The 26,713-nt window shown below is 39.8% G+C and carries 26 protein-coding genes; 14 read left to right on the top strand and 12 right to left on the bottom strand.

What is annotated here, in order from left to right; all coding sequences use genetic code 11:
- From N523_RS0114635 to N523_RS0114615, 5 genes are read left to right on the top strand one after another with little or no spacing between them, the layout of a single operon-like run.
- Complete coding sequence (locus N523_RS0114635) at positions 1-1,962, top strand: heme lyase CcmF/NrfE family subunit (protein WP_028833999.1); 1,962 nt, start codon at positions 1-3, stop codon at positions 1,960-1,962.
- Complete coding sequence (locus tag N523_RS0114630; protein ID WP_013465537.1) at positions 1,959-2,531, top strand: DsbE family thiol:disulfide interchange protein; 573 nt, start codon at positions 1,959-1,961, stop codon at positions 2,529-2,531. The genes N523_RS0114635 and N523_RS0114630 overlap by 4 nt, the downstream gene beginning before the upstream one ends.
- On the top strand, positions 2,528-2,989 hold the full coding sequence (locus tag N523_RS0114625) for a cytochrome c-type biogenesis protein (protein ID WP_013465536.1): 462 nt from the start codon (positions 2,528-2,530) through the stop codon (positions 2,987-2,989). Before N523_RS0114630 ends, N523_RS0114625 begins: the two co-directional genes overlap by 4 nt.
- Complete coding sequence (ccmI, locus tag N523_RS0114620; RefSeq protein ID WP_028834000.1) at positions 2,990-4,246, top strand: c-type cytochrome biogenesis protein CcmI; 1,257 nt, start codon at positions 2,990-2,992, stop codon at positions 4,244-4,246.
- 9 nt (positions 4,247-4,255) lie between these two features.
- Entirely contained in the window at positions 4,256-4,987 is a 732-nt protein-coding gene (locus N523_RS0114615; protein WP_028834001.1) for an MlaA family lipoprotein, read from the top strand.
- A 64-nt stretch (positions 4,988-5,051) separates the two neighbouring features.
- Here the strand turns inward: N523_RS0114615 and N523_RS0114610 are convergent, their stop codons facing one another.
- Entirely contained in the window at positions 5,052-6,275 is a 1,224-nt protein-coding gene (locus N523_RS0114610) for an EAL and HDOD domain-containing protein (RefSeq protein WP_013465534.1), read from the bottom strand.
- Positions 6,276-6,619: 344 nt separating this feature from the next.
- Here N523_RS0114610 and putP point away from each other — a divergent pair, with 344 nt between their 5' ends.
- The gene (gene putP / locus N523_RS0114605) at positions 6,620-8,131 is read left to right on the top strand and encodes a sodium/proline symporter PutP (protein WP_008113313.1); all 1,512 of its coding nucleotides are present in this window, start codon (positions 6,620-6,622) and stop codon (positions 8,129-8,131) included.
- 166 nt (positions 8,132-8,297) lie between these two features.
- On the opposite strand, the gene N523_RS0114600 is transcribed toward putP, so the two are convergent.
- The gene (locus tag N523_RS0114600) at positions 8,298-8,597 is read right to left on the bottom strand and encodes a YebG family protein (protein ID WP_013465532.1); all 300 of its coding nucleotides are present in this window, start codon (positions 8,595-8,597) and stop codon (positions 8,298-8,300) included.
- Between the two features lie 297 nt (positions 8,598-8,894).
- On the opposite strand from N523_RS0114600, the gene N523_RS0114595 reads away from it, so the two are divergent.
- The gene (locus tag N523_RS0114595) at positions 8,895-9,188 is read left to right on the top strand and encodes a ComEA family DNA-binding protein (RefSeq protein WP_024602041.1); all 294 of its coding nucleotides are present in this window, start codon (positions 8,895-8,897) and stop codon (positions 9,186-9,188) included.
- Between the two features lie 12 nt (positions 9,189-9,200).
- On the opposite strand, the gene N523_RS0114590 is transcribed toward N523_RS0114595, so the two are convergent.
- The 3 genes from N523_RS0114590 to nhaB form a co-directional block, all read right to left on the bottom strand.
- Positions 9,201-9,503 carry a DUF6170 family protein gene (locus tag N523_RS0114590; protein ID WP_024602042.1) on the bottom strand — a complete coding sequence of 101 codons (303 nt, stop codon included), beginning with the start codon at positions 9,501-9,503 and terminating at the stop codon, positions 9,201-9,203.
- A gap of 1 nt (position 9,504) precedes the next feature.
- On the bottom strand, positions 9,505-10,023 hold the full coding sequence (gene dsbB, locus N523_RS0114585) for a disulfide bond formation protein DsbB (RefSeq protein WP_013465529.1): 519 nt from the start codon (positions 10,021-10,023) through the stop codon (positions 9,505-9,507).
- Between the two features lie 118 nt (positions 10,024-10,141).
- Positions 10,142-11,713, bottom strand: a complete 1,572-nt coding sequence (gene nhaB / locus N523_RS0114580) for a sodium/proton antiporter NhaB (protein ID WP_013465528.1) — start codon at positions 11,711-11,713, stop codon at positions 10,142-10,144.
- A 301-nt stretch (positions 11,714-12,014) separates the two neighbouring features.
- Here nhaB and fadR point away from each other — a divergent pair, with 301 nt between their 5' ends.
- Both fadR and N523_RS0114570 read left to right on the top strand, forming a co-directional pair.
- Positions 12,015-12,728 (top strand): fatty acid metabolism transcriptional regulator FadR, encoded by a 714-nt coding sequence (gene fadR, locus N523_RS0114575; RefSeq protein WP_008109093.1) that lies wholly within the window; start codon positions 12,015-12,017, stop codon positions 12,726-12,728.
- Positions 12,729-12,964: 236 nt separating this feature from the next.
- On the top strand, positions 12,965-13,570 hold the full coding sequence (locus tag N523_RS0114570) for a peroxiredoxin (RefSeq protein WP_008109095.1): 606 nt from the start codon (positions 12,965-12,967) through the stop codon (positions 13,568-13,570).
- Positions 13,571-13,630: 60 nt separating this feature from the next.
- Here the strand turns inward: N523_RS0114570 and N523_RS0114565 are convergent, their stop codons facing one another.
- The gene (locus N523_RS0114565) at positions 13,631-16,225 is read right to left on the bottom strand and encodes a TonB-dependent receptor (protein ID WP_028834002.1); all 2,595 of its coding nucleotides are present in this window, start codon (positions 16,223-16,225) and stop codon (positions 13,631-13,633) included.
- A 288-nt stretch (positions 16,226-16,513) separates the two neighbouring features.
- Positions 16,514-16,993 carry an SsrA-binding protein SmpB gene (smpB, locus tag N523_RS0114560; RefSeq protein WP_013465526.1) on the bottom strand — a complete coding sequence of 160 codons (480 nt, stop codon included), beginning with the start codon at positions 16,991-16,993 and terminating at the stop codon, positions 16,514-16,516.
- Positions 16,994-17,141: 148 nt separating this feature from the next.
- Between smpB and N523_RS0114555 the strand changes: the two genes are divergently transcribed.
- Positions 17,142-17,582 carry a type II toxin-antitoxin system RatA family toxin gene (locus N523_RS0114555; RefSeq protein ID WP_013465525.1) on the top strand — a complete coding sequence of 147 codons (441 nt, stop codon included), beginning with the start codon at positions 17,142-17,144 and terminating at the stop codon, positions 17,580-17,582.
- The gene (locus N523_RS0114550; RefSeq protein ID WP_013465524.1) at positions 17,579-17,902 is read left to right on the top strand and encodes an RnfH family protein; all 324 of its coding nucleotides are present in this window, start codon (positions 17,579-17,581) and stop codon (positions 17,900-17,902) included. The genes N523_RS0114555 and N523_RS0114550 overlap by 4 nt, the downstream gene beginning before the upstream one ends.
- A 50-nt stretch (positions 17,903-17,952) precedes the next feature.
- Here the strand turns inward: N523_RS0114550 and N523_RS0114545 are convergent, their stop codons facing one another.
- Positions 17,953-18,312, bottom strand: coding sequence for an outer membrane protein assembly factor BamE (locus N523_RS0114545; protein WP_013465523.1), 360 nt, complete (start codon positions 18,310-18,312; stop codon positions 17,953-17,955).
- A 106-nt stretch (positions 18,313-18,418) separates the two neighbouring features.
- Here N523_RS0114545 and N523_RS0114540 point away from each other — a divergent pair, with 106 nt between their 5' ends.
- A complete protein-coding gene (locus N523_RS0114540) occupies positions 18,419-18,760 on the top strand; it encodes a GIY-YIG nuclease family protein (protein WP_016899245.1) in 342 nt (113 codons plus the stop codon).
- On the opposite strand, the gene N523_RS0114535 is transcribed toward N523_RS0114540, so the two are convergent.
- From N523_RS0114535 to ilvC, 4 genes are all read right to left on the bottom strand, one after another.
- On the bottom strand, positions 18,706-19,425 hold the full coding sequence (locus N523_RS0114535; RefSeq protein WP_269320063.1) for a M28 family peptidase: 720 nt from the start codon (positions 19,423-19,425) through the stop codon (positions 18,706-18,708). The two genes, N523_RS0114540 and N523_RS0114535, sit on opposite strands and share 55 nt — an antisense overlap.
- Before the next feature lie 193 nt (positions 19,426-19,618).
- Complete coding sequence (locus N523_RS0114530) at positions 19,619-20,809, bottom strand: tetratricopeptide repeat protein (protein WP_028834004.1); 1,191 nt, start codon at positions 20,807-20,809, stop codon at positions 19,619-19,621.
- Between the two features lie 78 nt (positions 20,810-20,887).
- The gene (locus N523_RS0114525; RefSeq protein ID WP_028834005.1) at positions 20,888-22,807 is read right to left on the bottom strand and encodes a methyl-accepting chemotaxis protein; all 1,920 of its coding nucleotides are present in this window, start codon (positions 22,805-22,807) and stop codon (positions 20,888-20,890) included.
- Between the two features lie 155 nt (positions 22,808-22,962).
- Positions 22,963-24,435, bottom strand: coding sequence for a ketol-acid reductoisomerase (gene ilvC / locus N523_RS0114520; RefSeq protein WP_013465519.1), 1,473 nt, complete (start codon positions 24,433-24,435; stop codon positions 22,963-22,965).
- Positions 24,436-24,572: 137 nt separating this feature from the next.
- On the opposite strand from ilvC, the gene ilvY reads away from it, so the two are divergent.
- Positions 24,573-25,478, top strand: coding sequence for an HTH-type transcriptional activator IlvY (ilvY, locus tag N523_RS0114515; RefSeq protein WP_028834006.1), 906 nt, complete (start codon positions 24,573-24,575; stop codon positions 25,476-25,478).
- A gap of 90 nt (positions 25,479-25,568) precedes the next feature.
- Positions 25,569-26,615 (top strand): GGDEF domain-containing protein, encoded by a 1,047-nt coding sequence (locus N523_RS0114510; protein WP_016899249.1) that lies wholly within the window; start codon positions 25,569-25,571, stop codon positions 26,613-26,615.
- The last annotated feature ends 98 nt before the right edge of the window (positions 26,616-26,713 follow it).

The following is a 26,713-nucleotide window of genomic DNA, read 5'->3' as shown; positions in this document are numbered from 1 at the left end:
ATGATCCCAGAACTTGGTTATTTTTCCCTAACATTGGCCATGGTACTGAGTATTCTGTTGTGTATTTTCCCACTTTGGGGTGCACACACAGGAAACCTTCGTTTGATGCGCGCTGCGCCATCACTTGCTATTGGTCAGTTTGCATTTGTTGCTTTGTCTTTTGCTGCACTTATTTATGCCAGCTTAACCGATGATTTTACCGTATCTTATGTAGCGTATCACTCAAGTAGCACCTTGCCTTGGTATTATAAAATAACCTCAACATGGGGTGGCCATGAAGGCGCTATTTTACTGTGGTTATTAATGCAGGCCGGTTGGACCGCCGTTGTTGCTTTGCGTTCAAAGTCACTGCCTTGGGTACTTCGTGCTCGTGTATTAGGTGTGCTTGGCTTTTTAGGTGTCGGATTTATGATGTACACCTTGCTACTTTCAAGTCCGTTTGAACGTTTACTACCCTATTTCCCTGTTGAGGGACGCGATTTAAATCCATTATTACAAGACCCGGGGATGATCATTCACCCTCCATTACTTTATATGGGGTATGTCGGTCTTTCTGTTGCTTTTGCCTTTGCTATTGCCGCGTTGTTAACCGGCAAGCTTGATAACACCTGGGCAAAATGGTCACGCCCATGGACAATGACGGCATGGGGCTTTTTAACCTTAGGTATCACCATAGGTAGTTGGTGGGCCTATTCAGAGCTAGGCTGGGGCGGCTGGTGGTTCTGGGATCCTGTTGAAAATGCATCACTCATGCCATGGTTAGTCGCAACCGCGTTACTGCACTCTTTAAGTGTGACAGAAAAACGTGGCGTATTTAAATCATGGACAGTGTTACTGGCTATTGCGGCGTTTTCATTAAGTTTACTAGGCACCTTTATCGTTCGCTCAGGAATTATTGTTTCGGTGCATGCCTTTGCAACAGACCCTGATCGTGGCTTATTTATTCTTGGCTTTTTGGCCGTAGTTGTTGGCGGCGGTTTAGCGTTATATGGCTTGCGTGTCTCACAAGTTAAAAGTGAAGGGCGTTATAAATTTGTATCGCGTGAAGTGGCACTTTGGTTAAACAATATTTTCTTAGTGGTTGCTACGTTAATTGTACTGTTAGGTACATTATTACCTATGGTGCACAAGGAAATGGGGCTAGGCAGTATTTCAATTGGCGAACCTTTCTTTAATAAAATGTTTGCTATTTTACTGGTGCCATTTGCTATTTTAATGGGCATTGGACCTTTCCTGCGTTGGAAGCAAAATAAGTGGGCCTTTTTACAAAATAAAATATTTGTAGGCGCATTAGTCAGTATTATCATTACCTGCGCATGGTTATTTAGTGGCTATGAGGTAGTGACTCCATTAACACTTTTAGCAACCACGCTAGGTGTATGGATATTTATTGCCACTTTTATTGATTTATATACCAAAGCAGCGGTTCATGGCTCGCTTAAGCTCGGTATAAAGCGTTTAGGTTTAAGCTATTGGGCAATGGTGCTGGGGCATGTTGGTTTAGCCTTCGTTATAGCGGGCATTACACTCACCTCGGCGTATTCAGTTGAGCGTGATGTATCGATGAAGCAAGGCGATATCGTGCAGCTTAACCAGTATCAATACCGCTTTGAAGGTGTGAAGACTATTCGTGGTGCAAACTACAGTGGTCATGCTGGTGTCGTGACGGTATTAAAAGGGAATGACACTGTAACGCGTTTATATGCAGAAAAGCGTCGTTACGATATTGGTATGCAATTTATGACCGAAGCCGCTATTGATGCCGGATTCACTCGTGATTTATATCTTGCGCTTGGTGAGCAACTAAGTGAAGGGGCATGGTCATTACGCATTTACCATAAGCCGTTTGTACGTTGGATGTGGATTGGCGGTATTCTGATCTCACTCGCTGGTTTTGTGATTTTATTCGATAAGCGCTATCGCGCCTCACCGCGAAAAGATGAAATAGAGGGGGCAGTATGAACCGTAAACTTATCGCAATTGCTCCTTTATTAATTTTTATCTTTATTTGTGTGTTTTTATACCAAGGGTTGTTTGCCAACCCGCGGGAAATACAAACAGGGCGAATTGGTCAAACGGTGCCTGCGTTTAATTTACCTGATTTAATGCAAGACGATAAACGTTGGACTGATGAGCAGCTAAAGGGTGACGTGTATTTGCTAAACGTTTGGGGCACATGGTGTCCGACGTGTTTAGCTGAGCTTGGCTATTTAACTAAGCTACGCGAGCAAGGGGTTAAAATTATCGGCTTGTATTATGTACAAAGTTACGACGCCGATTTTGATGGCCCATTTGATATGCAAGCGCTGCGTGATGATGTGAGTAATATGCTTTCACGTGCGGGCGACCCTTATCAATTTAATATTTTAGATTTAGAACGTTCATTGTCTTTAGATTTAGGGGTGTCCGGTGCACCAGAGACATTTTTAGTAGATAAAAATGGCACCATTTTGTTACATCACACTGGTGATATAAACCCTCGAGTTTGGCGTGCTAAGTTTGCGCCTATTATGCAGGAGCTGCAGCCATGAGATTGTTTTTATTAACCCTTAGCTTGTTTGTTAGTGTAGCTGCGTTTGCTCAGCAAGACCGTTATCAATTTGATAGCAACGAGCAAGCTGTTCGCTTTGAAGAGCTAACAAAAGAATTACGTTGCCCGAAGTGTCAAAATCAGAATATTGCTGACTCTGATGCCGTTGTCGCAAAAGACTTGCGCGAGCGAGTGCTGGCGTTGGTAAAAGATGGCAAAACCAAAGATGAAGTTATTGATTACATGATTGATCGATATGGCTACTTTGTTCATTACGATCCACCGGTAACACCTGCCACGTTAATACTGTGGGTACTTCCGGTACTCATCGTAATAATTGGGTTTGGCTTTATTGTGATTCGCCAACGTAAAGCGTCGGTAAAACAAACCTGGAGTGACGCTGATGAAGTGATGCTCAATAAGCTGATTAAACAAAATAAACATCAGGAGCAAAGTTAAATGATTTTAATGTGGGCGTCTTTTGCTTTACTCACACTTATTGCATTGCTGTTTATTATTGTGCCTTTTTTAAAAAAAGAGCGCGTAGTAACCATCACCCATAACGCCAATGCACAGCTTATCAGCATTTATGAACAGCGTTTAGTTGAATTACAGACAGATTTAGATAATCAACGTATAGACTCGCAAAATCACAGCGAAGCTATTATTGAATTAAAACGCCGTTTACTTAATGAATTATCGCCGGAGAAGTCACTAAATAGCCGTGGTGACAATCGTATATTTGCTTTAACAGGCGCGGCGTTTTTAATTGCATTAGCAGGTATTTTCTATGCAATGACAGGCAGCCAGCAACAAATTGCAGCTTGGCATGATGCAATGGATAACTTGGCCGATTATGGTCAGCGCGCCGTAATGCAAAAGGGCGAGCCATTAACTAAAAATGAGTTACAAGCGTTTGCCTTAGCACTGCGTACTAAATTAAGTCAAAGCGGTGATGATGAAGTGGCTTGGATGTTGTTAGGGCGTGTTGCTTTAATGCTAAATGAATTTGATATGGCGAAACAGTCATTCGATAAAACATTAAAAATAAACCCTGATAATATGCAAGCGCTTGTTAGCTACTCTCAGGTGCTATTACTTGAGGGCAGTGAAGAAAACATGACTCGTGCAGCGGGTATGCTTTCTAAAGTACTGCAAGCTCAACCAAATAACCTTGATGCGATTTCGTTACTTGCACTAATCGCCTTTGAGAGAAAAGACTGGCTACAGGCAAAGGCAGCGTTTGAGGTGCTACTTGCAAGTATGGATGAGTCTGATACGCGCTATGCTATGATCAACCAACGTATTAGCGAAATCGACCTACAAATTGCTCAGCAAAACGTGGCAACCAGTGGCGATCAGTTAGCGGCTCAAAGTATTCAAGTTACCGTTGATATCGATAGCCAACTTGCAGACAAACAGCCCAATAACGGTATTTTGTTTGTGTTTGCTAAAGCGGCTAAGGGATCACCGATGCCTTTAGCCGTGGTCAAACTAACAGACTATAGCTTTCCAATTACGGTTGAGCTGAGCGATGCTAATGCCATGATGGCAGGGCTAAACTTATCGAGTGCGAGTGAAATTATCATTTCTGCGCGTATCTCTAATGATGATTCAGTTATGCCAAGCACTGGGGAGCTTGAAGGGCATTCTCAAGTGCTTGCTTCTAAAGAGGTGCGCCAAGTGCAACTGAACATTGATACATTAATACCTTAAGGATTTGAGATGTTAAAACAAGGCTTACTTTTATTATGTTTACTCACGTTATCGGGTTGTGCTCAAGTGCCTGAGAGTAAATATGATGAGCGCGATCCCATACAAAGTGTAAACAGACCTATTTATGACTTTAATATGGACGTACTTGATGCTTATATTTTAAGGCCTGCGGCAGTGGGTTATATAACAGTAACCCCACAGCCTGTGCGTCGAAGTATTGTGCATTTCACCGATAATATTACAGCACCGGTTGATATTATTAATGCGGGTCTGCAAGGAAAGCCAAGCAGTGCCGGAATTAATTTTGCGCGCTTTTTAGTGAATTCTACAGTGGGGGTGTTTGGCTTATTTGACGTTGCAAGTTCGTTAGGGCTTGAAGTAACTGATGAAGATTTTGGCCAAACCTTAGGTGTGTGGGGAGTAGGCGATGGTGCCTATTTAATGATCCCGGCAATGGGGCCATCAACTGCACGTAACTTAACCGGTGATGTTGTTGATAATGTGGTTTTACCTGAAATTGCACTGACTACACCACAAACAATTTTAGTGTTTGCGTTAAAGGCGGTTGAGGCAAGGGCGTCTTTAATGGCTCAAGAGGGTTTATTAAATGATTCATTAGACCCATACCTGTTTGTTAAAGACATTTACTTTCAGCGTCAGTTATATGAACTCTACGATGGCAATCCGCCAATAAAAGAAGAGCCTGAAGATTTTGACGAAGATTTCTTAGAAAGCCTTTGATAAAAATAAAAACGCCAGCAAATGCTGGCGTTTTATTTTTAGTTATTAATTACTAATGAGCGCTTTAATTATCAATCATTATCTGCATTTGTTCACTAACCCAATTAAGTGCTTCGTGGTAAGCATCAGGCACATCATCACCTAAGTTAAGCTGTTGGGCTTTATCGTTAGCAGCGTGCCAGTTACCCTGCTCATAGAGGGTTACTAAGTTTAAATACTCAGCAAGCAGCCCTTCATTGTTTAACAGTGCCGCTTTTATCTCATTTGAAAGCGGTAGTTTAAGCATTACACTGTCCATCTCTTCATCTAGTATGGCATCCATAAGCGACATCATGCCGGTTAAAAATGCTATTCCTGTATCTCTAAGTTTGCCATGTGAAATTGCTAAAAGCTCACAAAAACGCGCGCGTGTGAGCGACAACCTAATAAGCTCCAGAGGTTTGTCTGCAGAGACTTGTGCGGCAAATAATAAAGAGAGTAGTTTTTTTATTTCAGCCGCGCCCAATACAATAAGCGCTTGTTTTATTGTGTTTATTTCAGAGCGGCGAGCAAATGCTGCCGAGTTTGAGTAGCGTAGCAGCTTATACGATAAGTTAACATCACGCTCAAATACATCGGTGATTTTTTTAAGATCCATTTCTACGCTGGATGTTTCATAGAGTAGCTCAGCCAGTGCCATGCCCGATGGCGGTAATGCCTTGCTTTGCACCATTTCTGGTTTTGAAAAGAAAAAGCCTTGAAAGTATTCAAAACCTAGTTCAAAAGCTTGATTGTAAAGCGCGTAAGTTTCAACCTTTTCAGCAAGTAATTTTATGTGTGGATAAGGTTTTAAATCCTCTATGATCGTTTTAACGTTTTCAATATCACAAGTTAAAAAGTCGACTTTAATAATATCGATAAACGGATAAAAGTGCCGCCATACAGGTTGATGTGCATAGTCATCTAGCGCTAGCGTATAGCCTTTTTCTTTTAGGTCTTTAACAATTGCCAATAAGCGTTTACCTGGCTGGACGGTTTCGAGTATTTCAATTACCACCCCATCTTTGTTTAAAAGGGTTGGGTAGCCTTTTAACAAGGTGTCTAAGGTAAAGTTAATATAAGCGGGTTTATTATCAGTTAAATCTTCTAAGCCAAAGTTAAATTGACTGCCTTCAATCAGTCGAGACGTGGCTTCATCGCCGTCAATATTTGGAAATACGTTATCAACTCCATCACGAAATAAAAGCTCATAGCCAATTAGTTCTTTATTGCGATCTAAAATAGGTTGCCGAGCAGCGTAAAAATACATATAAGATTCCGAAAGAGTAGAAATTGATTAACATTGTAATAATATATTGGAAAACATTCAAAATAGCATCGGTAAAATGAACATTATTAATAAAATACTATGGTTGGTTTGGTATTTCTTAATCTAATTTTATTGTTTTTCATTTTATTTGTTGCAAAAGTGAGCTAACCGATGGTTTTTTATCTACTTAAATGAGCGGGTTGGAGTTATTAGCAATTACCGTGTTATAGTTCAGTAGAAAGCTTTTATTCCAATACTGTCTTAATTATAAGATTTCAAGAGTCATTATTTGGATTAAAAGCCTGTTATTACTTATTTAAGTGGAGGCAAATTTGGAAACAGGAATGATTATTTCACTGGCATTATATTTTATTGTAATGCTGGGAATAGGACTATACGCATATAAGCAATCTACCAGCGATATATCAGGGTATATGCTAGGTGGTCGTAATTTAGCCCCCAGTGTTGCTGCCTTATCAGCGGGTGCATCAGACATGAGTGGTTGGTTACTTATGGGCCTACCTGGCGCAATGTACTTGTTTGGGCTTAGCAAGGTTTGGATTGCTATTGGCTTAGTATTAGGCGCATGGGCAAACTATTTCTTAGTCGCCCCAAGACTGCGTGTTTATACTGAAAAAGCAAATGACTCTATTACCATCCCTGATTATTTTGCAAATCGTTTTGATGATAACAAGAATATCCTCCGTGTGATCTCTGCAATTGTTATTATTGTGTTCTTTACTTTGTATACTTCATCAGGCGTAGTCGCCGGTGGTAAGTTATTTGAAAATTCATTTCAGATGAGTTACGAAATGGGTTTATACATCACCACGGGTGTGGTTGTTGTTTACACCTTATTTGGTGGCTTTTTAGCGGTTAGCCTAACAGACTTCGTGCAAGGTTGTATTATGTTTATCTCCTTGCTTGCAGTACCTATCGCTACTTATATGATGCTTGATCAGCCATTTATGGATACTTTAGCAAATGCAAATTACCAGCAGTTGTTAAGTTCACCAAAAGCCAGTGAAATCCATTCATTGAATATGCTTGATTGGTTTGCTGGTGGTTCTACCATTGCTATTATTTCTGCGATGGCTTGGGGCTTAGGCTACTTTGGTCAGCCACATATTATTGTTCGCTTTATGTCTATTCGCTCAGTAAAAGAAATGCCAACTATGCGTCGTATTGGTATGTCTTGGATGACACTATCTGCGATTGGTGCGGTATTTACCGGTTTATTTGGTGCTGCCTTTATGATTGAAAACCAAATGCCAATTGCCGATAAAGAGACCATTTTCTTAGTATTAGCTGAACTTATTTTCCACCCATTAATTGCTGGTTTCCTACTGGCTGCTATTTTAGCTGCGATTATGAGTACGATTTCATCGCAATTATTGGTGTGTTCAAGCTCGCTTACTGAAGACTTCTACAAGATTTACTTAAACCGCGATGCCTCGCAAACTGAGCTGGTGTTAGTAGGGCGTATTAGCGTAATACTGGTTGCGTTATTTGCTATTTACCTAGCGTATGACCGTAATAGTTCAATACTTGATTTAGTTAGCAACGCATGGGCTGGTTTTGGTGCTGCATTTGGTCCACTTGTCTTGTTTAGTCTTTACTGGAAACGTATGAACTTAAAAGGGGCTATTAGCGGTATGGTTGTTGGTGCTTTAACAGTGCTTGTATGGATTTATGCGCCTATTACCATTAATGGTGAGAGCTTAAGCAGTGTAATTTATGAAATCGTCCCAGGCTTCATTTTAGCGAGTATTGCTATTGTGGTAGGAAGCCTTGTGACAGCTGAACCGAAAAAAGAAATTACTGATCTGTTTGATGAAGTTGAATCGTCATTGTAACTGATTAGCTAACGTAAAGTGTTGGTTTTTATAAATGCCAATCAGTTTAACTGGTTGGCATTTTTTATTGGCTGACCTTTAGCTATTATTATTTAAAGGCATAAAAAAACTGAATTCGAATACCGAATTCAGTTTTTTAATAATTACTATTGAGCTTTTGAAAGTGCTAACTCGCTGCTTTATCTTTTATATCCGCAACGTTATCTGACTTTGTTTTTTTAGCTTTAGTGGGTACTTCTTTACCACCTTTAAGTACGGCCATAAAGTCGTCTTTACTTTTTGCAATCTCCAGCGCGAGCGACTCAACCTGTTGTTCACTTAGTGGCACATCTACTTTTTCAAGCATGAGTTCTAGTGACTCGGCAATATCGAGCATTTTGTCATAGGCATCAGCTTCTTTTTTAGTAGTAAACGTCATGCGCTCGACTCCGTTTCGTTCTACAACATATTTAACAACAACAGCCATGATTTCTCCTGCTTACTTACGTGGCAATATGATTATTTTAAATCATTAGATTACTGTTTTTATATACAGTACAAGCTTGCGCGTGGTTTTGCAAGCTTTAGCCTTAGTTTATCTGCAGCTTGGTTGACAATAAAGAGTAACTCTACTTTATTTATTAAGTCACTTTATAACGCGTTGCAGTAAAGGAGTCGCAAGGAGTGATTGTTACCGTTAGTACTTAGTAACCACAACGTTATGTAAAAGTGCTGGGTGTAAATAATCAACGAATGTTCATGTAAGAACACAAAAGGAAATAGTATGAAATTAATTAAAATCATCTCATTAGCCGCTGCTTTATGTTTATTACCTATGGGTACCACCTTTGCGCAAAGCGATATGCTATCAGAGCAGATGCAATCAGCCGTGGTTAATATTAATACTGCTGATTTAAAACAGTTAATTAAGTTACCAGGTGTCGGCAAGAAAAAAGCACAGGCAATTATCGATTATAGAGAAACAAATGGTGATTTCGCATCACTTGAAGATCTAGCTAAAGTAAAAGGGGTGGGTAAAAAAATGCTAGCCAAACTTGATGGAAAGGTGGCGTTTTAACTTAAAAGGGCGCTATGCGCCCTGATCAAACTGTTTTAAGGCAGCACCAAGGTGCTTTTTAGCAAAATTAACATCTACGGGGGCGGTTAGTAGCGGGTAGCTTAAACCAGCCACAATCAAAAAGGGCACGAGTAGCCATCCTTCAAAAAGGGTAAATATTAAAAAAAATGGGCTTAGCAGCATAAGCTTTACAATACGCATTAACACTCTGTCACTAGGAGAGAGCATACTTAACGAGATCGCAATAACGGTTTGTCTTTGACGAACTTTTAAGTGTTTAAGTTCGTCAACGTGGCTTGAAAAAAAAGTAAACATATTAAAGTGACTTTTTAGAGATTAATCGACTGGCCACTAACGCAATAAGTGTGGCGGTAAACAATACAAAAATAACTTCCATCCATGCAGGCATACTTAAGCCTGCAAATTGCCAATCTATGTTTCCGCAATCACCGGTTGCCTCAAAAAATTGCGGTATCCAATGATGTAATGGCATAAACTCTGGAAAATTTGGCTCAAACTCACAGCTAAATGCGAAGGGGTCAGTGGTTGTTTGCATTTCAATGTGCTCACGAGCTATTAGTAACCCCCATACACTTGAAACCCCCCACACTGTATAAGCGACAATACGGACTACGAGGTTGTTTGGTTTACTGGCGCCAATAATACCGGCAAAAAGTAAGCCTAATACCGCGGTGCGTTGGTAAATACACATAATGCACGGTGCTAATCCCATGTTGTATTGAAAAAAGAGCGCGATGACTTCAAGCAGAAAAACAATCCCACTGAATAATAACCAAGGTGTACGTTGAGTACTTAGATTAGCAAGCCAGTTCATAACAAATCCGTATTTAAATAAGGGCTTAGATTATGACGTAGGATAAACAGCGGAGCAAGTAAAAGGGAAAAAGTGAGGAGCTATGAAATTTCCTAGCTCCTCAAAGTCGGGGAAGCTCTTAATGCCCAGAATTCGCTACAGGGATGTGGTGTTGTATTATCCCCCAGTCATAAAACAAACTGGTTATTTCACTCAAGCCAAAATAAGTCGCGCTTAACCCAACAAAGGTAAGCACAAAAGTGTAAGGTAAAGCCATATACACCATTCGACCGTAAGATAGGCGTAACACGGGAGCTAGTGTTGATGTAAGTAAGAATAAGAAAGCAGCTTGACCATTAGGGGTGGCCACGCTGGGTAAGTTTGTGCCGGTGTTTATCGCCACTGCAAGTAAATCAAATTGGTCTCGAGTTATCTGACCTGCTTTTAGAGCTGCAGCAACTTCATTTATATATACAGTGCCGACAAATACATTATCACTGACCATTGAAAGCAATCCATTAGCGATAAAAAACATCACCAATTGTAAGTGCCCTTCAAATGTTAGTACCCAAGTAATCACAGGAGTAAAGAGTTGTTGATCGATGATTACTGCAACCACACTAAAAAATACACAAAGTAGTGCAGTGAAGGGGAGGGCCTCTTCAAAGGCTTTACCGAGTTGGTGCTCTTCTATTATGCCGGCCGACGACGTGGCTAAAATAATGACCGATAAACCAATTAAGCCCACGGTTGCTAAATGTAACGCTAAGCCAGTAATTAACCAGATAGCGATAAGTGCTTGAATTGTGAGGTTCACTCTATCGCGTTTGGTACGTTTTTTATCAAGTGTTTGTGCATGGTTTTTTAAAATAGCATGAATTGTTTCTGGCAGTTTTGCCCCATAGCCAAAGGTTTTTGTTTTTTCTAATAAAAAGGTTGTTAATAAGCCCGCAAAAAGCACGGGTAAAGAAACGGGCAGCATTCTTAAAAAGAACTCTCCAAATAGCCAACTTGCTCGCTCTGCAATAATTAAATTTTGTGGTTCACCAACCATAGTACACACGCCGCCAAGTGCGGTCCCAATCGAGGCATGCATGAGTAAATTACGTAAAAAAGCACGAAACTCTTCAAGCTCTTGACGGTTTACCTCTTTTACTTGGTTATCATCGTTAATATCGTGCTCACTAATAAAATCTTTTCCTGAGGCCACCTTGTGATAAATACTATAAAAGCCCATGGCCACCGCAATAACAACCGCCATTACAGTCAGGGCATCCAAAAAAGCTGATAAAAACGCAGCAGCTATTGCAAAGGCAAGCGATAAAACGGTCTTACTTCTTACTGAAACCACTAACTTGGTAAAAATATACAGCAGCAGATCTTTCATGAAATAAATACCGGCAACCATAAAAATAAGTAATAAAAGCACATCTAGGTTTTGTGCTATTTCATGTTCAACTTGCGTGGTTGATGTCATACCAATTAATAGTGCCTCAATGGCAAGTAGACCACCAGGTTGCAGTGGGTAACATTTGAGCGCCATGGCCAATGTAAAAATAAACTCAATAACCAGTACCCAGCCAGACAAATAAGGGTTTAATTGAAACAGCAGCGGGTTAATTATTAAAAATGCAATAATGGTGTATTTATACCATTGAGGTGCTTTACCTAAAAAATTTATAAATATTGCAGATGGGACACTCTGTTGCATGATTTTTCCCTAGGGAGGCGTTTAATAGTCTGGTTAATGTCATTAACTTAGTCCAGCTTATAGAGGGTGTAAACAACTAAATAATAATAGTCAAAGTGTCTGGTATGAATAATAGGTTGGCATTCATATTGTGTTTAAAACCTATCGGTAAAACTAGCGAATCATACAAGTAAAGTTGCCTTTTTAATCACATACCTAGGTAATTTAACTTACTTTACTTGTTAGTTGTGGCTTGTCTGGTACAATCAGTCAGTTAATCGTATGTAGCGATGTGATGTGAATTAATTCGAGTAGGAATTGAATGAGAATTTTTAAAGCGAAAAGCCCAGCAGGATTTGCTGAGGAATACATAGTAGAGTCAATCTGGAATGGTGATTTTCCTCCAGGTTCAATTCTGCCTGCTGAGCGTGAACTCTCAGAGTTAATTGGTGTTACTAGAACCACATTACGAGAAGTATTACAGCGATTAGCTAGGGACGGTTGGTTAACAATACAACATGGTAAACCTACTCGCGTTAATAACTTTTGGGAAACCTCAGGATTAAATATCCTTGAAACACTGGCACGTTTAGATGAAGATAAAATGCCAGAGCTAACCGATCAGTTACTCTCAGCACGTACTAATATCAGCGCAATTTATACCCGTGCAGCTATAAAACTTGCACCAGAGCGTGTTATCGAAATTTTATCACAAAGCGATGAATTAGAAGACAGCGCGCAAGCGTTTGCAGATTATGATTATAAAGTTCATCATGAATTAGCTGTTGCCGGTAACAATCGCATTTATGTGCTCATCCTTAATGGCTTTAAAGGTTTTTATTCTAAGATTGGCTGCCATTACTTTTCAGATCCTCGCACTCGCGAGCTTGCACGCCAGTTTTATAAAGACTTAACTAAGCTTGCTGAGAATAAAGAGCACGATGGTGCAATATTCATGATGCGTAAATATGGTCATCAAACCGGTGAAATATGGCAACATATTCGCGGTGATATGCCTAGCGATATTATGGATTAGTAAAAAGAACCTGCTTAAAGCAGGTTTTTTTATGATTAAAAATCAGTCCATTTATCAAGCGTTCGCTATTTTAGAACGGTGCTATCTATAAATACGATTGTTAATTTATTTTTGATAGCCATAGAATAATGTTTAATTAAATATGGTTGCTATTGTAATTTTAAAATTAGTGCCCATATTAGTAATCAGTATTGCGTAAGCAATTGACAATAAACTCAAAATATTTGGAGAATAAAATGGGTGTATTAGTAGGCCGTCAGGCACCAGACTTTACCGCTGCAGCTGTTCTAGGTAACGGTGAGATTGTAGATAGCTATAACCTTCACGAAAAAATCAAAGGTAAAAAAGCAGTAATCTTTTTCTACCCACTAGATTTCACATTTGTATGTCCTTCTGAGCTTATTGCTTTTGATAAGCGTTATGCAGAATTCCAAAAACGTGGCGTAGAAGTAATTGGTGTTTCTATCGATTCACAATTCTCACACAACGCATGGCGTAACACGGCTGTAGCAGACGGCGGTATTGGTAAAGTTCAATACGCACTAGTTGCAGACGTTAAACACGAAATCTGTAAAGCATACGACGTTGAGCACCCAGAAGCGGGCGTTGCATTTCGTGGTTCTTTCCTAATCGATGAAGAAGGTAACGTACGTCACCAAGTAGTGAACGACTTACCACTGGGTCGTAACATCGACGAAATGATCCGTATGGTAGATGCACTAGCATTCCACAGCGAGCACGGTGAAGTATGTCCTGCTGGTTGGACTGAAGGTAAAAAAGGAATGGACGCAAGCCCTGAAGGCGTTGCTAAATTCTTATCTGAAAACGAAGGCGAGCTATAATTTAGCCCTTTAGTTTGAGAAAAAAAACCGCCAAAATGGCGGTTTTTTTATTATTTTAAATTAAAACGAAAAGCTAACTTTAGTGTAAATGTAACGACCACGAGGGTTGTGTACACCCGATGCGTAACCATACAGATCTGAATCACCGTCACCAATTGCAAACGGTGGCTCTTCATCAAATAAGTTGTTCACACCTAGTGATACTTTTGCTGACTCAGTAATACGGTATGATGTTTGTAAATCTACCAGTACTTGTGAATCAACAGTACGCGATGTATTACTATCGAAGTCTAAGTTCCCATCGAAGTCGATATCTGGCGTATCTTCAAACTCACCTACATAACTAATGTTCATGTTTGTGTTGAACTGACCAATTTCCCAGTTAGTTGAGAAAATCCAGCGATGCTCTGGGTAACCATATTCACCGGTATAATCGCGGCCGTCTTTTTCAAATTTATCTTGGTAAGCCCATTCTAAATTGAATTTTAGTAAGCCTAAGTCATCCAGTGAGTGATTGTAGTTTGCTGAAATATCAACGCCCGAAACTTCTTGTGATGACACGTTTTCAAAAGTACTGAAAATCTTTTGAATAGTCCCTAAACTGTCTGTACCTGACGGAGGTAAGCGAACACATACGGTACTATTTTGGTTATTACACTCTGAGTTGTAAATTGGACCAAACTCTTGCTCATCAATTTTATTGTCTTGGGTGATACTCCATACATCTACACTCAAACCAAAGTCAGTTGTAGGTGCCCAAATAAAGCCGACGTTCCAAGATTCAGACTCTTCAGCCTCTAAGTCAGGATTACCAGCAAATTCAATGTTGTAATCTAGTGCATCACAATCTTTACCCGTTGCGTCACAACGGTAATTATCGATAAAGAACTGGCTCTCTTGAGATGGCCCTAAACCTACTTGTGCAAGAGACGGTGCTCTAAAGCCTTGTGCCCAAGAACCACGCACTGTGATTTCATCAGTAGGTGCCCAGCGTAAAGCGACTTTAGGATTGGTTGTGGTACCAAAGTCACTGTAATCATCGTAACGACCAGCAAGTTGTAGCTCTAAGTTCTCAGCAAGTGGAATTGAAAACTCTACATAGGCAGCGTATTGGTCACGCTCTGCTGCAGCTGACACAGACTCGGTACCAAAGATTAATCCTCGTTGGAATTGATCATCTGGCGTATCAGTTACGTCCTCTTCGCGGTATTCAATACCGGCCGCCATCATGACAACATCATCACCAAAGCTAAATGCTTCACCTGAAATGTTAGCATCGAACGACGTCATATGAGACTCGCCTTGACGAACCAAGCTCGTAGTAATTCTATCAATTACGGCTTGATCGTTGTAAGTGCCGCCGAATGGGTTGTAGTTACCGGCATCAATTTCTTGTTGTAAGAAGTCAGTACGTACCCAACCTTGTGAGCGATCCCCAGTTTGTAATGACTTACTACGTCCTTTTTGTACCGCTGTTTCCCAGCTCCAATCGTTTATTTCACCTTTTAAACCAGCAACAAAACGTAATGTGTCTGATTCGATATCCCATTGGCGCGCACCCGCATCTACGGTTCTGTAACGACCTATTTCAATATCTTGGCCGAATGGGTTATTAGGGTGACTACCTGGTACTGTTAAGCCCGCATCTTCATCAAGTGGCGTTGGGGCACCTGCTGCAATTGAGCTGTTATGCTGAACGGCCATTTCTAAGAAGCCCGTTATGCCATTATCAAAGCGGTATTCAAATTGTGAAATAGCACCTACACGTTCTGATGCCGGTGCAATATAGCCAAATGGACCATAGTCAAATAAACAACTGCCACTTGATGTTGCATTTTCTGCAGGACACGCAGGGTCAATTGTTTTAACGCCATCAACATAGAAGTAGCCAGGGAAGCCACGTGATGAACGGAAATCTTCACCGCCATATGGAGATTGATTAGCAGTACCTAAACGCCCCATTTCATCTGATGATAAAGAGGTGTTTTTAAAGTAATCAATAATAACGGATGCGCTACTTTTTGCACTAGTAGTACCCCAAACAATACTGGCTGTAGTTTCTTCATAGTTAGGGCCATCTGTGCCGCCGTAACCTAAGTTTACTTCAATACCGTCAATATCTTTTTTCAAGATAACGTTTACAACACCCGCTACAGCATCAGAGCCATAGATTGCTGAGGCGCCATCTTTTAAAATATCAATACGTTCGATTGCTGAAACAGGAATACTGTTGATATCAACGAATGAGTTGGTGATCCCTTCAGCAAATGCACTGATTGCAACACGACGACCATTAATAAGTACCAAGGTAGCATCGGCGCCTAAGCCACGAAGGCTGACGGCAGCTGAGCCATTTGCGGTTGAGTCTTGGTTATTACCACGGGTTGAAAAAGTACCATTACCTGCAACAGGCATTCTTTCAAGAAGCTGTTGTAGGTTGTCATAACCCATGTTTTCGATGTCTTCTTTATTAATGGATTGTACTGGAGACGGGCCTTCGATGTCCGAACGTTTGATACGAGAGCCTGTTACTTGAATACGTTCTACTTTTTCTGCAGTTTGCTGTGCAGCGTAAGTTGTTGTACTAAAACCTGCTGACAATGCGATAGTAGCACCGATGATTAAGCTCGGTGTAAATGCAATTGATTGCTTCATCCTTAAGTCCTTGTTGATATGTTATAATTTACTTGTTTTACAAGTCGAATTATTAATACCATGTAACTTAACTGTTATCAATTGGCCACAAAGATGATTTTGTTATCTGCACTAATATGTACTGATTTTCTCAATAAAGGTAAACGATAGGATGCTCGCTATTTGGCGCTGTAACGTGATTTAGTTATTATTGATAAACAAAACGCCGAGCGACTTTAATTTGTAATAATTTGTATTTTCCTAAAAATTTAGCAAAAAAAAGCCTAACATGATGTTAGGCGTTTTTATTTAAACTTTATGTTTCATTAAGCGTTCTTTTTCACGGGACCAATCTTTATTTTTACCGTCTTCACGTTTGTCATGCATTTTCTTACCTTTCGCTAAATGGAATTCAAGCTTTACCCAGCATTTTTTCCAATACATAGCTGTGGCAATTAATGAATAACCATCACGCTCGGTTGCACCAACCAAACGGTCAAGTTCACGTCTGCTTAGTAATAATTTACGATAACGCAGCGGGTCGCAAATAACATGGGTTGATGCACTATTTAAAGGCTGGATTGTGCTGCCTAATAAAAACGCTTCACCGTTTTTAAGATGAATATAAGTTTCAGAGATATTTACTTTACCTGCTCGGATACTTTTTACTTCCCAGCCTTGGAGTTCAATACCTGCTTCAAACTTGTCGTGTAAAAAATACTCGTGTCGCGCTTTTTTATTTAGCGCGATGGTATTACTTGTCGATTTTGATGAATTTTTCTTAGCCATAGTGCCCTATAATATACGTTATACGAGATGTTTTACATCGATTTTTTTAAATTATACATGCAAAAGCGAAGGATTCATTTAAGCGCGATGAAAGTTTGGGGAAACGCACAAAGCTTGCTAAAATTCCTGCACACAGTTGGGAGTGAGTATGCCACAAATAGAGAAAAGTGCGCTGGTTATGTACAGCACTAAAGAGATGTTTGATCTAGTCAATGATGTAGAAGCTTATTCGCAGTTTTTACCTAATTGTTCAGACTCAAAAATTATTAAGCAGCATGATAATAACATGACCGCCAGTTTAGAAATATCTAAAGCCGGTATAAAAAAATGGTTTACCACTGAAAATACGCTAATTGATGAGCAAACAGTGATGCTTCGCTTGGTCGATGGGCCTTTTAAAACCTTACAAGGTCGCTGGCATTTTCAGCAATTAGATGCGCATGCGTGCAAAGTGCATTTACAGCTAGACTTTGAATTTTCTAGTAAGTTAATAGAACTTGCGTTTGGTAAAATTTTTAATGATGTGGCTAAAAATATGGTGAGTGCCTTTACTCAACGAGCAAAAGCGGTATATGGAGAGCGAGCATGATCAATATTGAAATTGTGTTTGCGTTACCAACGAAAGCAACCACGCTAAATATAGAGGTATTCCAAGGTACCACCGCAGAGCAAGCAGTGATCCAATCAGGTATTATTAAGAAGTGCCCTGAAATTGATGCAACCGCTTTAACTTTAGGTGTATGGAACAGAACGGTAAAGCTTAATCATGAGCTTAAAGACGGCGATAGAGTTGAAATTTACCGCCCATTAATTGCCGACCCTAAAGATGCCCGCAGAAAGCGCGCCGAAAAAGCTAAAGAAGAGGGTCGCGCAAATAAAGTAACCGGTGGCCGACCGTTAGATCGCTAGATACAAAAAAGGTGAGCCATGCTCACCTTTTTCAATTAAACCCAAATGGCTTATTGCTCTAAAGGGGTTGTAAAGTTTTCTGGTTGCTCATAGTCACCAGAGACAGTTACCAACTTTTCATTTTCAAAGTTTAATACTAATGATTTATATTGTTCATTAGCGCGCCCTTTATTAAAGCTATAAACGTAACGCCAAGTATTTTTATCGAAGGCGTCTTCGGCAATCGGTCTGCCTAGTACATAAATTACTTGCTCGCGAGTCATATTAACGCGAAGCTTATCAACGTCTGATTGTTCTAAAAAGTTACCTTGAGGGATGTTGATTCTGTACACCCAGCTAGAACAACCTGCGGCTGAACTAAGCGTTAAAGCGACGATAAGCCAAAGAGAAAAAGTTTTTAACGACTGCATTGTTAGTTGTGATCCTTATTTTTTATAGTCTGCATGATACCGATTAGTCACTCAAGGTAAAACCCTTTTGAGTAATTGTTTTTGTTTAGCGCGTTAAGGCGAGGTTTTGACCATTAATAATCAAAAAAGTTTAAACGATGAGTTGTGCAATAGTAAAATTAAACCGGCTGTTTGGTCACTGTATATTGTGCAAACACGGTTTGGTCATTGGTATACCGGCATTACAGTTGATGTAGCGCGTCGTTTAGCAACGCACCAAGCGGGTAAAGGGGCAAAAAACCTCAAAGGGAAAGGACCGCTGGTGCTCATTCATCAGCAACAAGTTGGGACTAAAAGCGACGCAAGTAAATTAGAATATGCGATTAAAAAACTTCCACGGGCAAAAAAAGAGGCTTACGTTGCTGCTTTTAAGGGGGGACTGAATACCTCAGGGTTTGTCAAAAGCTGATTAATAAATGCCTCAATTAGCAATACTGCTTCTTGATAAAGAGCAGTATTAATATTTTCGAGCGTATCTTTTGCTGTGTGATGATAGTTATCGGCGCCCATCGAAAAGTACACATACGGAATTTTCTGTTTAGCGAATGAATAATGGTCGCTGGCTCTGTGCCAGTCTATTTGTTTCGTGTTGGTTAATCTGCTCATTTTTCGTGATGAATAAACGGGCTTTAATTCGACACTCGTATTTTTTATTTGGCTAAATAGTGGAGTGAGTTGACCTTTTAACGAACGACTTGTTAGCGCGTATAACCGCTTATGCGATTTTTTAATTGCCAACATATCTAAGTTAATATTTAAAGCAACAGGGAACTGGCGCATTGTTTTGGCAAAGTGCTCACTGCCGTGTAAACCGTTTTCTTCAGCGTCTGTTGCAACAAACACAAAACCATAGGATGATTGCACCTTTAAAGCGTTCGATAAGTATAGTAATGCGGCAACACCCGAGGCATTATCGTTAGCGCCAGGGTGTAATTTTCCGGCTTTTAGGCCTAAATGGTCGTAATGCGCTGTAATAACAATAACAGGCAAATTTTTTGCTGTTTTGGTCGCAACAATATTTACGCCTTGCGCCTTAGAAAACAGCCCTGATGGATAAGTAAAAGGTTGTTCTATAACCGTTAGTTGATGCTCTTTAAAGCGTGCTTTTAAATATTCTCTGGTGAGTAAAGCCGAGTGACTATTCGTTTTTCTGCCTGCTAATTTAGAGCTGGTTAGCGTTGTTAAATCAGTGAATAACTGCGGCTCAATCGGCTTTGAGAGTCCACTCCAACTTATAAAAAATACAATGCAGGTTAAGCTAAATAATTTAATAATGATTCGCCTTAACGATAAGTGATTTTAATGCGATGAGTTTATTATCATAGCGTTGTTTGTCATGTGTAAAGTCTGCTTTTTTTCTGGCTTTACGCAAATGAAATTCCGCCCTAGCTATATTATTTAACTCAAAGTAACTTCGCGCCAGTCCAAAGTGGCTTTCATGTAAGGTTGGTGACATAGCGTTCGCTTTTTTATAGTGGCTAATTGCGCCTTTAAAATTACCATTTACATACTCACTGTTACCAAGCGAGATATGATAGTAAGGATTTTCTTGGCGTTTTTTGTCAAGCTCAGCCAATAGCTTTTCGCCTTCGGCCACTCTATCTGTGAGTGTGTATAATAATGCTAAGTTACCTTGTGCAGTATTATTATCAGTATTTAAGGCAATAGCATAGCGATACATTTGCTCCGCTTGCTTTAAATCATCTAATTGTTTAAAGAGTACCCCTAAATTGCCCCAGCTAGCACTAAATGAAGCGTCCGTATTGATTGCTGCTTTGAAATAGCTAAACGCTAAATCATAGTGCTTATTTACCAGTGCCTCACCCCCTTTATTATTATAAAACATGGCGGTCACTCTTTTTTTTGAAAGCAATGAGGTTGCAAAACGGGCTTGTCGGCTATTGGGATCAAAATCAATGATTAAACGCTTATTACGCTGATAAACAAGTGAGCTGTCTTTGAGTTTCGTTTTATTGTCTATGGCAAGGTTGATGTGCCCCGTGAGTAAATTAAATCCCTGATTTAGTGACCAATACTCCGGAATGTGTACTTTTTGAAAGCGAGCTTTAAGCCCTAAATGCTCAGCTAAACTATATGCTAAAATTGATAGTGACAAGCAATTGGCGTTTAAGTTTTGATAGCTCTGAGATGCGGTTTGTGTCGTGGTGGATTGATAAGATAAAGCGCTATCGCCATTTGTGAGTAAAAAACTAAGTAGGCTATACGCTATTTCATCAACTGATTTACTCGATTGCACGTAAGCATTTAATTGCTGTTTGAGGCTATCGTCGAGTTGAAATATTTGTTGCTCAGACTCTACCAGCTGCTGTTGTAATTGCATGGGAGGAGTAATAGTGGGGATTGGCACGCTTATATTGGCGTTATCTGTGGTGCTACAAGCACACAGAGCCAGCAGACACACAATCAGTAAATAATGTTTACCTTGGAGAGCATTCATACACACCTCTGTACAAAAAACACACTTAAGTATAGTGGTTATTTTGTACAGAGGTTATTTTTTAATGTAACACTCTATTTAACGTTGCTGATTAAACGTTGCAACGAGTGCATCAAGTGTTTGTGCGCTGGTGGCTAAATCACGAATTGCTTGTTCTGTATTGATTTGTTCACTCATTGACTTATCACTGATCTCACTTATTTGCTCAATACTACGACCTACATCATTCACCACGCTACTTTGCTGTTCGGTGGCGGTGGCAATTAAGGTCGCCATATCGTTAATTTCATTGGCTGTTTCAGTAATGGTATTAAGTAACTCAACCGAGTTTTGCATTGCGCTTACGCTTTGTTGTGCTTTATCTTTTGATTGACCGATATCGCTGACAACGTCATCTGAAATATGAGTGAGTTCTTCAATCATTGATTGAATTTCAGTGGTCGATTGTGAGGTACGATTCGCCAGCGCTCTTACTTCATCAGCAACTACAGCAAAGCCTCGTCCATGTTCACCAGCACGAGCAGACTCAATGGCTGCATTAAGAGCCAGTAAGTTAGTTTGTTCAGATATACCTCTAATTGAATCCACAATACTAGCGATATCAATAGTCTTTTTAGAAAGTAAAGCAACTTGCTCGGTTATGCCGTCAATGTCGCTGGCAAGGGCTGAGATTGTCGTTTGGCTTTGTAACACTTGTTGATGGCTTTGCTTGGTGTTATCGCGGCTATCGTTGGTTAACTTAGCTGCATTGGCAGCACTTTGCGCTATTTCTTGCACTGTAGCGCCCATTTCATTAATGGCTGCTGCAACTGAAATAGTTTGCTCTTTTTGCTTATCAAGCGCTAAAGAGTTTTGCTTGGCTTGCGAAAATACATGATCTGAGCTGTGGCGAATACCGTGGCTCTCATTAGCTACTTGCACAATAGCGGTTTCTATTTTTTCAATAAATTGATTAAAGCCGGTGGTTAAATTATTTAGCTCAGGTTGGGGAGATGTTGGTAAGCGATAGGCTAAATTTGCATCGCCACGCCCTAAACGCGAAAATAACTCAGCCATTGTTGATAACGGTGAAGCTAAAGACCGAGCTAATAAGTAACTGATCACGCTTGCGATTAGCGCAGTGATGATAGTGAAAGTGAATATTTGCCACTCTAGGGTATTTACACTAGAAAATACTTCGCTTTTTGGGACTTGAGCTAAGACAAATAAGTCAGTGTTTTTAATCGGTGTGGCTGCAATGAGTGTGGCTTGCCCGTTGATATTTACTTCCTCTAAAGCGAAGCCGTTTTTACTAAGTAATTTGTTATGAATATTAGCGCTGTAAATACTATCTATATTAACCTTAGCGACTTTGTCTGCATCTTTATGTAACTGAATTAATCCGTTTTTATCGGCAATAAACACAAACCCTGATTGCTCAATTTTAAATTGTTGTAGCAGCTTTTGCATATCTGTAATGCTTTTTGCTAAGCCTGCCAAGCCTAAACCATTAGGTTGTTGGTGGTTAACAAACATTTTTACATCGTTTTCTGACTCTTGATAAATACTAATTGAGTAAGGTTGCTTTGATTGTGTAAAAGCAAAAAACCAGCCATCTGCGGCATCATTTTTTAAAACACGTAAAAAGCCATCTTGATTCCAATATTGTGCAGTGTTTTTATTCGCCCACGAAGCCGTGGCAAGATCGTATTGGTCAACCAAACGATTGAGCTCTTTAAGTAATAGCGTGTCGTTGTTGTTGCCAGCATTTGCCCAATCTAAAATAAAGGTATTTGCCGAAAGCTGCTGTGCTGCACCAAGAAGTTCATTGATCTCGCCACCAATATGATTACTGATTGTTTGCAATTTACTTGGCAGTTCAGATTCGATCATGCGTTGCTCAATAATATTCTTTGAGTTATGCAAAGACGTCAAACCAATTAATACAGCAACACAAATAGCAATAATGCTTCCAAGGGCTGTTATTTTTTGAGTAATAGAGAGATTTTGTATCGTCATGATAGTGCTTATATTTACAACTGAGGCAATGAGGGGAATTATTTTAGCACATTATTTATTTTCAGCTATTGATGATTAATTTGCACTTAAAAAAGCCCACAGCAAAATGCAAGTGGGCTTGGTTTCTAACAAGTGAAAGTTCTAGGATCCTTGGGTTAAACTATTTTTTTCATTGCAGACATGTAGCCGCGTAATTTTGCGCCTACTTTCTCAACAGGGTGCTCACGTAGAGCCGTATTTATTTGAATTAAAGTTTGGTTATCAACTTGATTACTTTGCTCATTTAAGCCTTTACCAATAACATCAGTATCAATACCTTGCATAAATTCTTGTAGAAGCGGCAAACAGGCATGGTTATATAAATAGCAGCCGTACTCAGCGGTATCTGAAATAGTGCGGTTCATTTCAAATAACTTTTTGCGTGCAATAGTATTGGCTATCAGCGGCGTTTCATGCAGTGACTCATAATAGGCAGATTCTGCAATAATACCGGCCGCTGTCATGGTTTCAAATGCCAGTTCTACACCCGCTTTTACCATTGCCACCATTAAAATACCGTGGTCAAAAAATTCTTGCTCAGCAATTTCTACATCGCCTGCAGGGGTTTTTTCAAAATGAGTTTCTGCAGTTTCAGCACGCCATTTTAGTAAGTTAGCGTCATCATTTGCCCAGTCTTCCATCATTACACGTGAAAATGTGCCATCGATAATGTCATCTTGGTGTTTGTTATAAAGAGGACGCATAATCACTTTAAGCTCTTCACTTAGCTCAAACGCTTTAACCTTTGCAGGGTTTGATAAGCGGTCAAGCATGTTTGTCACACCGCCATATTTAAGTGCTTCTGTGATCACTTCCCAGCCATATTGAATAAGTTTTGAGGCGTAACCGGCATCAATTCCTTTTTCAATCATTTTGTCAAAACATAAAATAGAGCCAGTTTGTAGCATGCCACATAAAATGGTTTGCTCGCCCATCAGATCAGATTTTACTTCAGCGATAAATGATGATTTAAGTACCCCCGCGCGATGACCACCCGTACCTGCTGCATAGGCTTTTGCTTGTGCCAAGCCATGGCCCTGAGGATCATTCTCTGGGTGAACCGCAATTAATGTAGGTACACCAAAGCCGCGTTTATACTCTTCACGTACTTCTGACCCCGGGCATTTTGGTGCAACCATAATAACGGTAATGTCTTCACGAACTTGCATGCCTTCTTCAACAATATTAAAGCCATGTGAATAGGCAAGGGTTGAGCCGTGTTTCATTAATGGCATGATGGCATTAACAACGGCAGTATGTTGTTTATCAGGTGTTAAGTTAAGTACTACATCGGCTGTTGGGATTAACTCTTCATATGTACCCACTTTAAAACCATTGTCAGATGCATTTAAGAATGACTGACGACGCTCAGCAATGGCTGAATCACGCAGTGTATAGGCTACATCTAAACCAGAATCACGTAAGTTTAAGCCTTGATTTAGGCCCTGTGCGCCACAGCCTACAATTACCAATTTTTTACCTTTAAGTGCAGCAACACCGTCGTTAAATTCGTCTGCGCCCATAAATTCACATTGTGCCAATTGCGCTAATTGTTCGCGTAAAGGTAAGCTATTAAAATAATTTGCCATGATAAGTTTCCTATTAATTCAGTTTGTTAGATGCATTGCTTTTGCTTTGCTTGGAATAACAATATGGAAAATCTTTTCTTGCGTAAAATGATATATTTGAATTAAAGTGTTTCATAATATGAAATACTGGTGTTGTTATGGATCATAAGCATTTAAATTACTTTTTGGCGTTGGCAAAAACGCTTCATTTCTCTCGTGCCAGTGAGTTATGCCACATAAGTGCGCCCACTTTAAGTCGTAATATTAAGCAGTTAGAAGATGAAGTAGGGGTGATGTTATTCCTGCGTGATAATCGCAGTGTAAAGCTTACCCGCGAAGGCGTTGCATTTAAGGAGTATGCCAGTGCAACACTTAGTCATTGGCAGCGGTTTAAAGCTAATTTAAACGAACCGCAACAACATATTTATGGCAATGTGAGCCTTTATTGCTCCGTTACCGCGTCTTACAGTTTTTTGCATCATATTTTAGAGCAACTGAGAGCTCAGCATCAGCATATTGAAATTACCTTAAATACGGGCGATCCCGCCTTGGCTATTAACCGAGTGTTAGATGGACATGAATCTATGGCCATTGCAGCCAGACCCAGTAAATTACCTGCACAAATTGCATTTGTAGATATTGGCTACTCGCCATTGGTATTAATTGCACCCACTATTCAATGTCCGATCACAGAAAAATTAGCCACTAGTAGCGAAACTATTGATTGGTCTGAGCTTGAATTTATTGTTGCTGAACAAGGATTTTCAAGAAAAAGGTTGGAGCAGTGGTGGCGAAAAAATAATGTACAAGGAAAAATTTACGCGCAAGTGGCAGGGCATGAAGCTATGGTATCTATGGTGAGTTTAGGGTTAGGCGTGGCCATGATCCCAAAAATTGTACTCGATAATAGTCCGCTTAACGATAAGGTTCAGGTTTTAGAGTATAAAGGCGAGCCACCACAAGGGTTTAAAATTGGTTTGGCTGTATTACATAAAGAACTAAACGACCCTGCTATTAGTGCGCTTTGGAATATTGCACAAAATATGGGGGAAAACATAATATAGGCTTGTTGGATGATAAAAAACTGTTAATATAAACCGCTAATATTTATGTGTTTATTAACATCTTTGTTGTGATGTCTAAGAGTTTTAATTATGGATAATACGGTTTCACTTGCTCATTCTGCCCAGTGTTTAAAAAAAGCCATTCCGTTGATGGTTAAATACAAAATGCCTGTAACGCCAATAAATTATGCTATTTGGTACTGTTATGTACAGGGCGACAACCCACAACTAAACACAGAGCTTGATAAAGTCATCTCTTTGCACAATACGTGTTCAGCTCAAACCGCCCAAGAAATTTTTAATAAGCATATTAATGACGAAGAGCTTGCATTTTTTCAACAAATGTCTGAAAGGTTTCATGGCACCGTAGAGCAAATGCAGTTTGATCTTAGTGACTCCATTCAATATTCGAAAAGCTTTACTACCTCGTTAGTTGATTCACAAAATGAATTAAAAACGCTCTCTAGTATTAACTCATTTAATGAGATCCTTTCTTGCGTTGAGCGCCTAACTGACGAATCAATTGCGATGCAAGATTACGCCCGTGGATTCCAAACCAAATTAGCGCAAGCGTACAACGAAATTAAAGATTTAAAAGAAGCGCTTAGCGTGACCCAAGAAGCGGTTGATAAAGATTCCTTAACCGGATTATTTAATCGCGGTAAGTTTGATACAGACATTGTTGAGTTTTGTTTGAACGCCTCTTCACAAAATGAACACGGTAAATTAGCGGTGTTGATTATGTTCGATATTGATCATTTTAAACGTTTTAATGACGATTTTGGCCATCAAAAAGGCGATGAGGTACTCAAGCTAGTCGCTCAAAAAGTGCAAAATAGTGTACAAGAGCAATACAGAGCTTATCGTTTTGGTGGTGAAGAATTTTGTATTACGGGTTACTTTGAAAGCATTAATGATGCGATGGCATTTTGTAATCAGCTTCGTTTGAGCATTGCCAAATTGACGATTCGTAAAAAAGAAGACAGTAATAATAAACGTAATATTTCAGCCAGTTTCGGCATTGCTTTAATGGAACCTTTTAGTAAGAGCTGTTTATTAGTTGAAAAGGCAGATAGAGCACTTTATTTAGCTAAAACCCATGGTCGTAATCGGGTCGAAATAGCGGCCAATATGTAAACGTGTTCTGTTTGTATCAAATTTGTTAATGATTGTAACCCTCTAGAGCTTGTGTTCATACTACTTGCTACTATAGGGTCAAAGCCACTTTATAAACT

This window comes from Pseudoalteromonas sp. 23_GOM-1509m, assembly GCF_000518425.1.
GTDB classification, from domain to species: Bacteria; Pseudomonadota; Gammaproteobacteria; order Enterobacterales; family Alteromonadaceae; genus Pseudoalteromonas; species Pseudoalteromonas tetraodonis.
This window is presented reverse-complemented; position numbering and strand designations above follow the sequence as displayed.

What these genes read in the sequence shown, in the direction of transcription:
- N523_RS0114635 (WP_028833999.1), top strand. Translation starts at nt 1, where the DNA reads ATGATCCCAGAACTTGGTTATTTTTCCCTAACATTGGCCATGGTACTG.
- N523_RS0114630 (WP_013465537.1), top strand. Translation starts at nt 1,959, where the DNA reads ATGAACCGTAAACTTATCGCAATTGCTCCTTTATTAATTTTTATCTTT.
- N523_RS0114625 (WP_013465536.1), top strand. Translation starts at nt 2,528, where the DNA reads ATGAGATTGTTTTTATTAACCCTTAGCTTGTTTGTTAGTGTAGCTGCG.
- ccmI (WP_028834000.1), top strand. Translation starts at nt 2,990, where the DNA reads ATGATTTTAATGTGGGCGTCTTTTGCTTTACTCACACTTATTGCATTG.
- N523_RS0114615 (WP_028834001.1), top strand. Translation starts at nt 4,256, where the DNA reads ATGTTAAAACAAGGCTTACTTTTATTATGTTTACTCACGTTATCGGGT.
- N523_RS0114610 (WP_013465534.1), bottom strand. Translation starts at nt 6,275, where the DNA reads ATGTATTTTTACGCTGCTCGGCAACCTATTTTAGATCGCAATAAAGAA.
- putP (WP_008113313.1), top strand. Translation starts at nt 6,620, where the DNA reads ATGATTATTTCACTGGCATTATATTTTATTGTAATGCTGGGAATAGGA.
- N523_RS0114600 (WP_013465532.1), bottom strand. Translation starts at nt 8,597, where the DNA reads ATGGCTGTTGTTGTTAAATATGTTGTAGAACGAAACGGAGTCGAGCGC.
- N523_RS0114595 (WP_024602041.1), top strand. Translation starts at nt 8,895, where the DNA reads ATGAAATTAATTAAAATCATCTCATTAGCCGCTGCTTTATGTTTATTA.
- N523_RS0114590 (WP_024602042.1), bottom strand. Translation starts at nt 9,503, where the DNA reads ATGTTTACTTTTTTTTCAAGCCACGTTGACGAACTTAAACACTTAAAA.
- dsbB (WP_013465529.1), bottom strand. Translation starts at nt 10,023, where the DNA reads ATGAACTGGCTTGCTAATCTAAGTACTCAACGTACACCTTGGTTATTA.
- nhaB (WP_013465528.1), bottom strand. Translation starts at nt 11,713, where the DNA reads ATGCAACAGAGTGTCCCATCTGCAATATTTATAAATTTTTTAGGTAAA.
- fadR (WP_008109093.1), top strand. Translation starts at nt 12,015, where the DNA reads ATGAGAATTTTTAAAGCGAAAAGCCCAGCAGGATTTGCTGAGGAATAC.
- N523_RS0114570 (WP_008109095.1), top strand. Translation starts at nt 12,965, where the DNA reads ATGGGTGTATTAGTAGGCCGTCAGGCACCAGACTTTACCGCTGCAGCT.
- N523_RS0114565 (WP_028834002.1), bottom strand. Translation starts at nt 16,225, where the DNA reads ATGAAGCAATCAATTGCATTTACACCGAGCTTAATCATCGGTGCTACT.
- smpB (WP_013465526.1), bottom strand. Translation starts at nt 16,993, where the DNA reads ATGGCTAAGAAAAATTCATCAAAATCGACAAGTAATACCATCGCGCTA.
- N523_RS0114555 (WP_013465525.1), top strand. Translation starts at nt 17,142, where the DNA reads ATGCCACAAATAGAGAAAAGTGCGCTGGTTATGTACAGCACTAAAGAG.
- N523_RS0114550 (WP_013465524.1), top strand. Translation starts at nt 17,579, where the DNA reads ATGATCAATATTGAAATTGTGTTTGCGTTACCAACGAAAGCAACCACG.
- N523_RS0114545 (WP_013465523.1), bottom strand. Translation starts at nt 18,312, where the DNA reads ATGCAGTCGTTAAAAACTTTTTCTCTTTGGCTTATCGTCGCTTTAACG.
- N523_RS0114530 (WP_028834004.1), bottom strand. Translation starts at nt 20,809, where the DNA reads ATGAATGCTCTCCAAGGTAAACATTATTTACTGATTGTGTGTCTGCTG.
- N523_RS0114525 (WP_028834005.1), bottom strand. Translation starts at nt 22,807, where the DNA reads ATGACGATACAAAATCTCTCTATTACTCAAAAAATAACAGCCCTTGGA.
- ilvC (WP_013465519.1), bottom strand. Translation starts at nt 24,435, where the DNA reads ATGGCAAATTATTTTAATAGCTTACCTTTACGCGAACAATTAGCGCAA.
- ilvY (WP_028834006.1), top strand. Translation starts at nt 24,573, where the DNA reads ATGGATCATAAGCATTTAAATTACTTTTTGGCGTTGGCAAAAACGCTT.
- N523_RS0114510 (WP_016899249.1), top strand. Translation starts at nt 25,569, where the DNA reads ATGGATAATACGGTTTCACTTGCTCATTCTGCCCAGTGTTTAAAAAAA.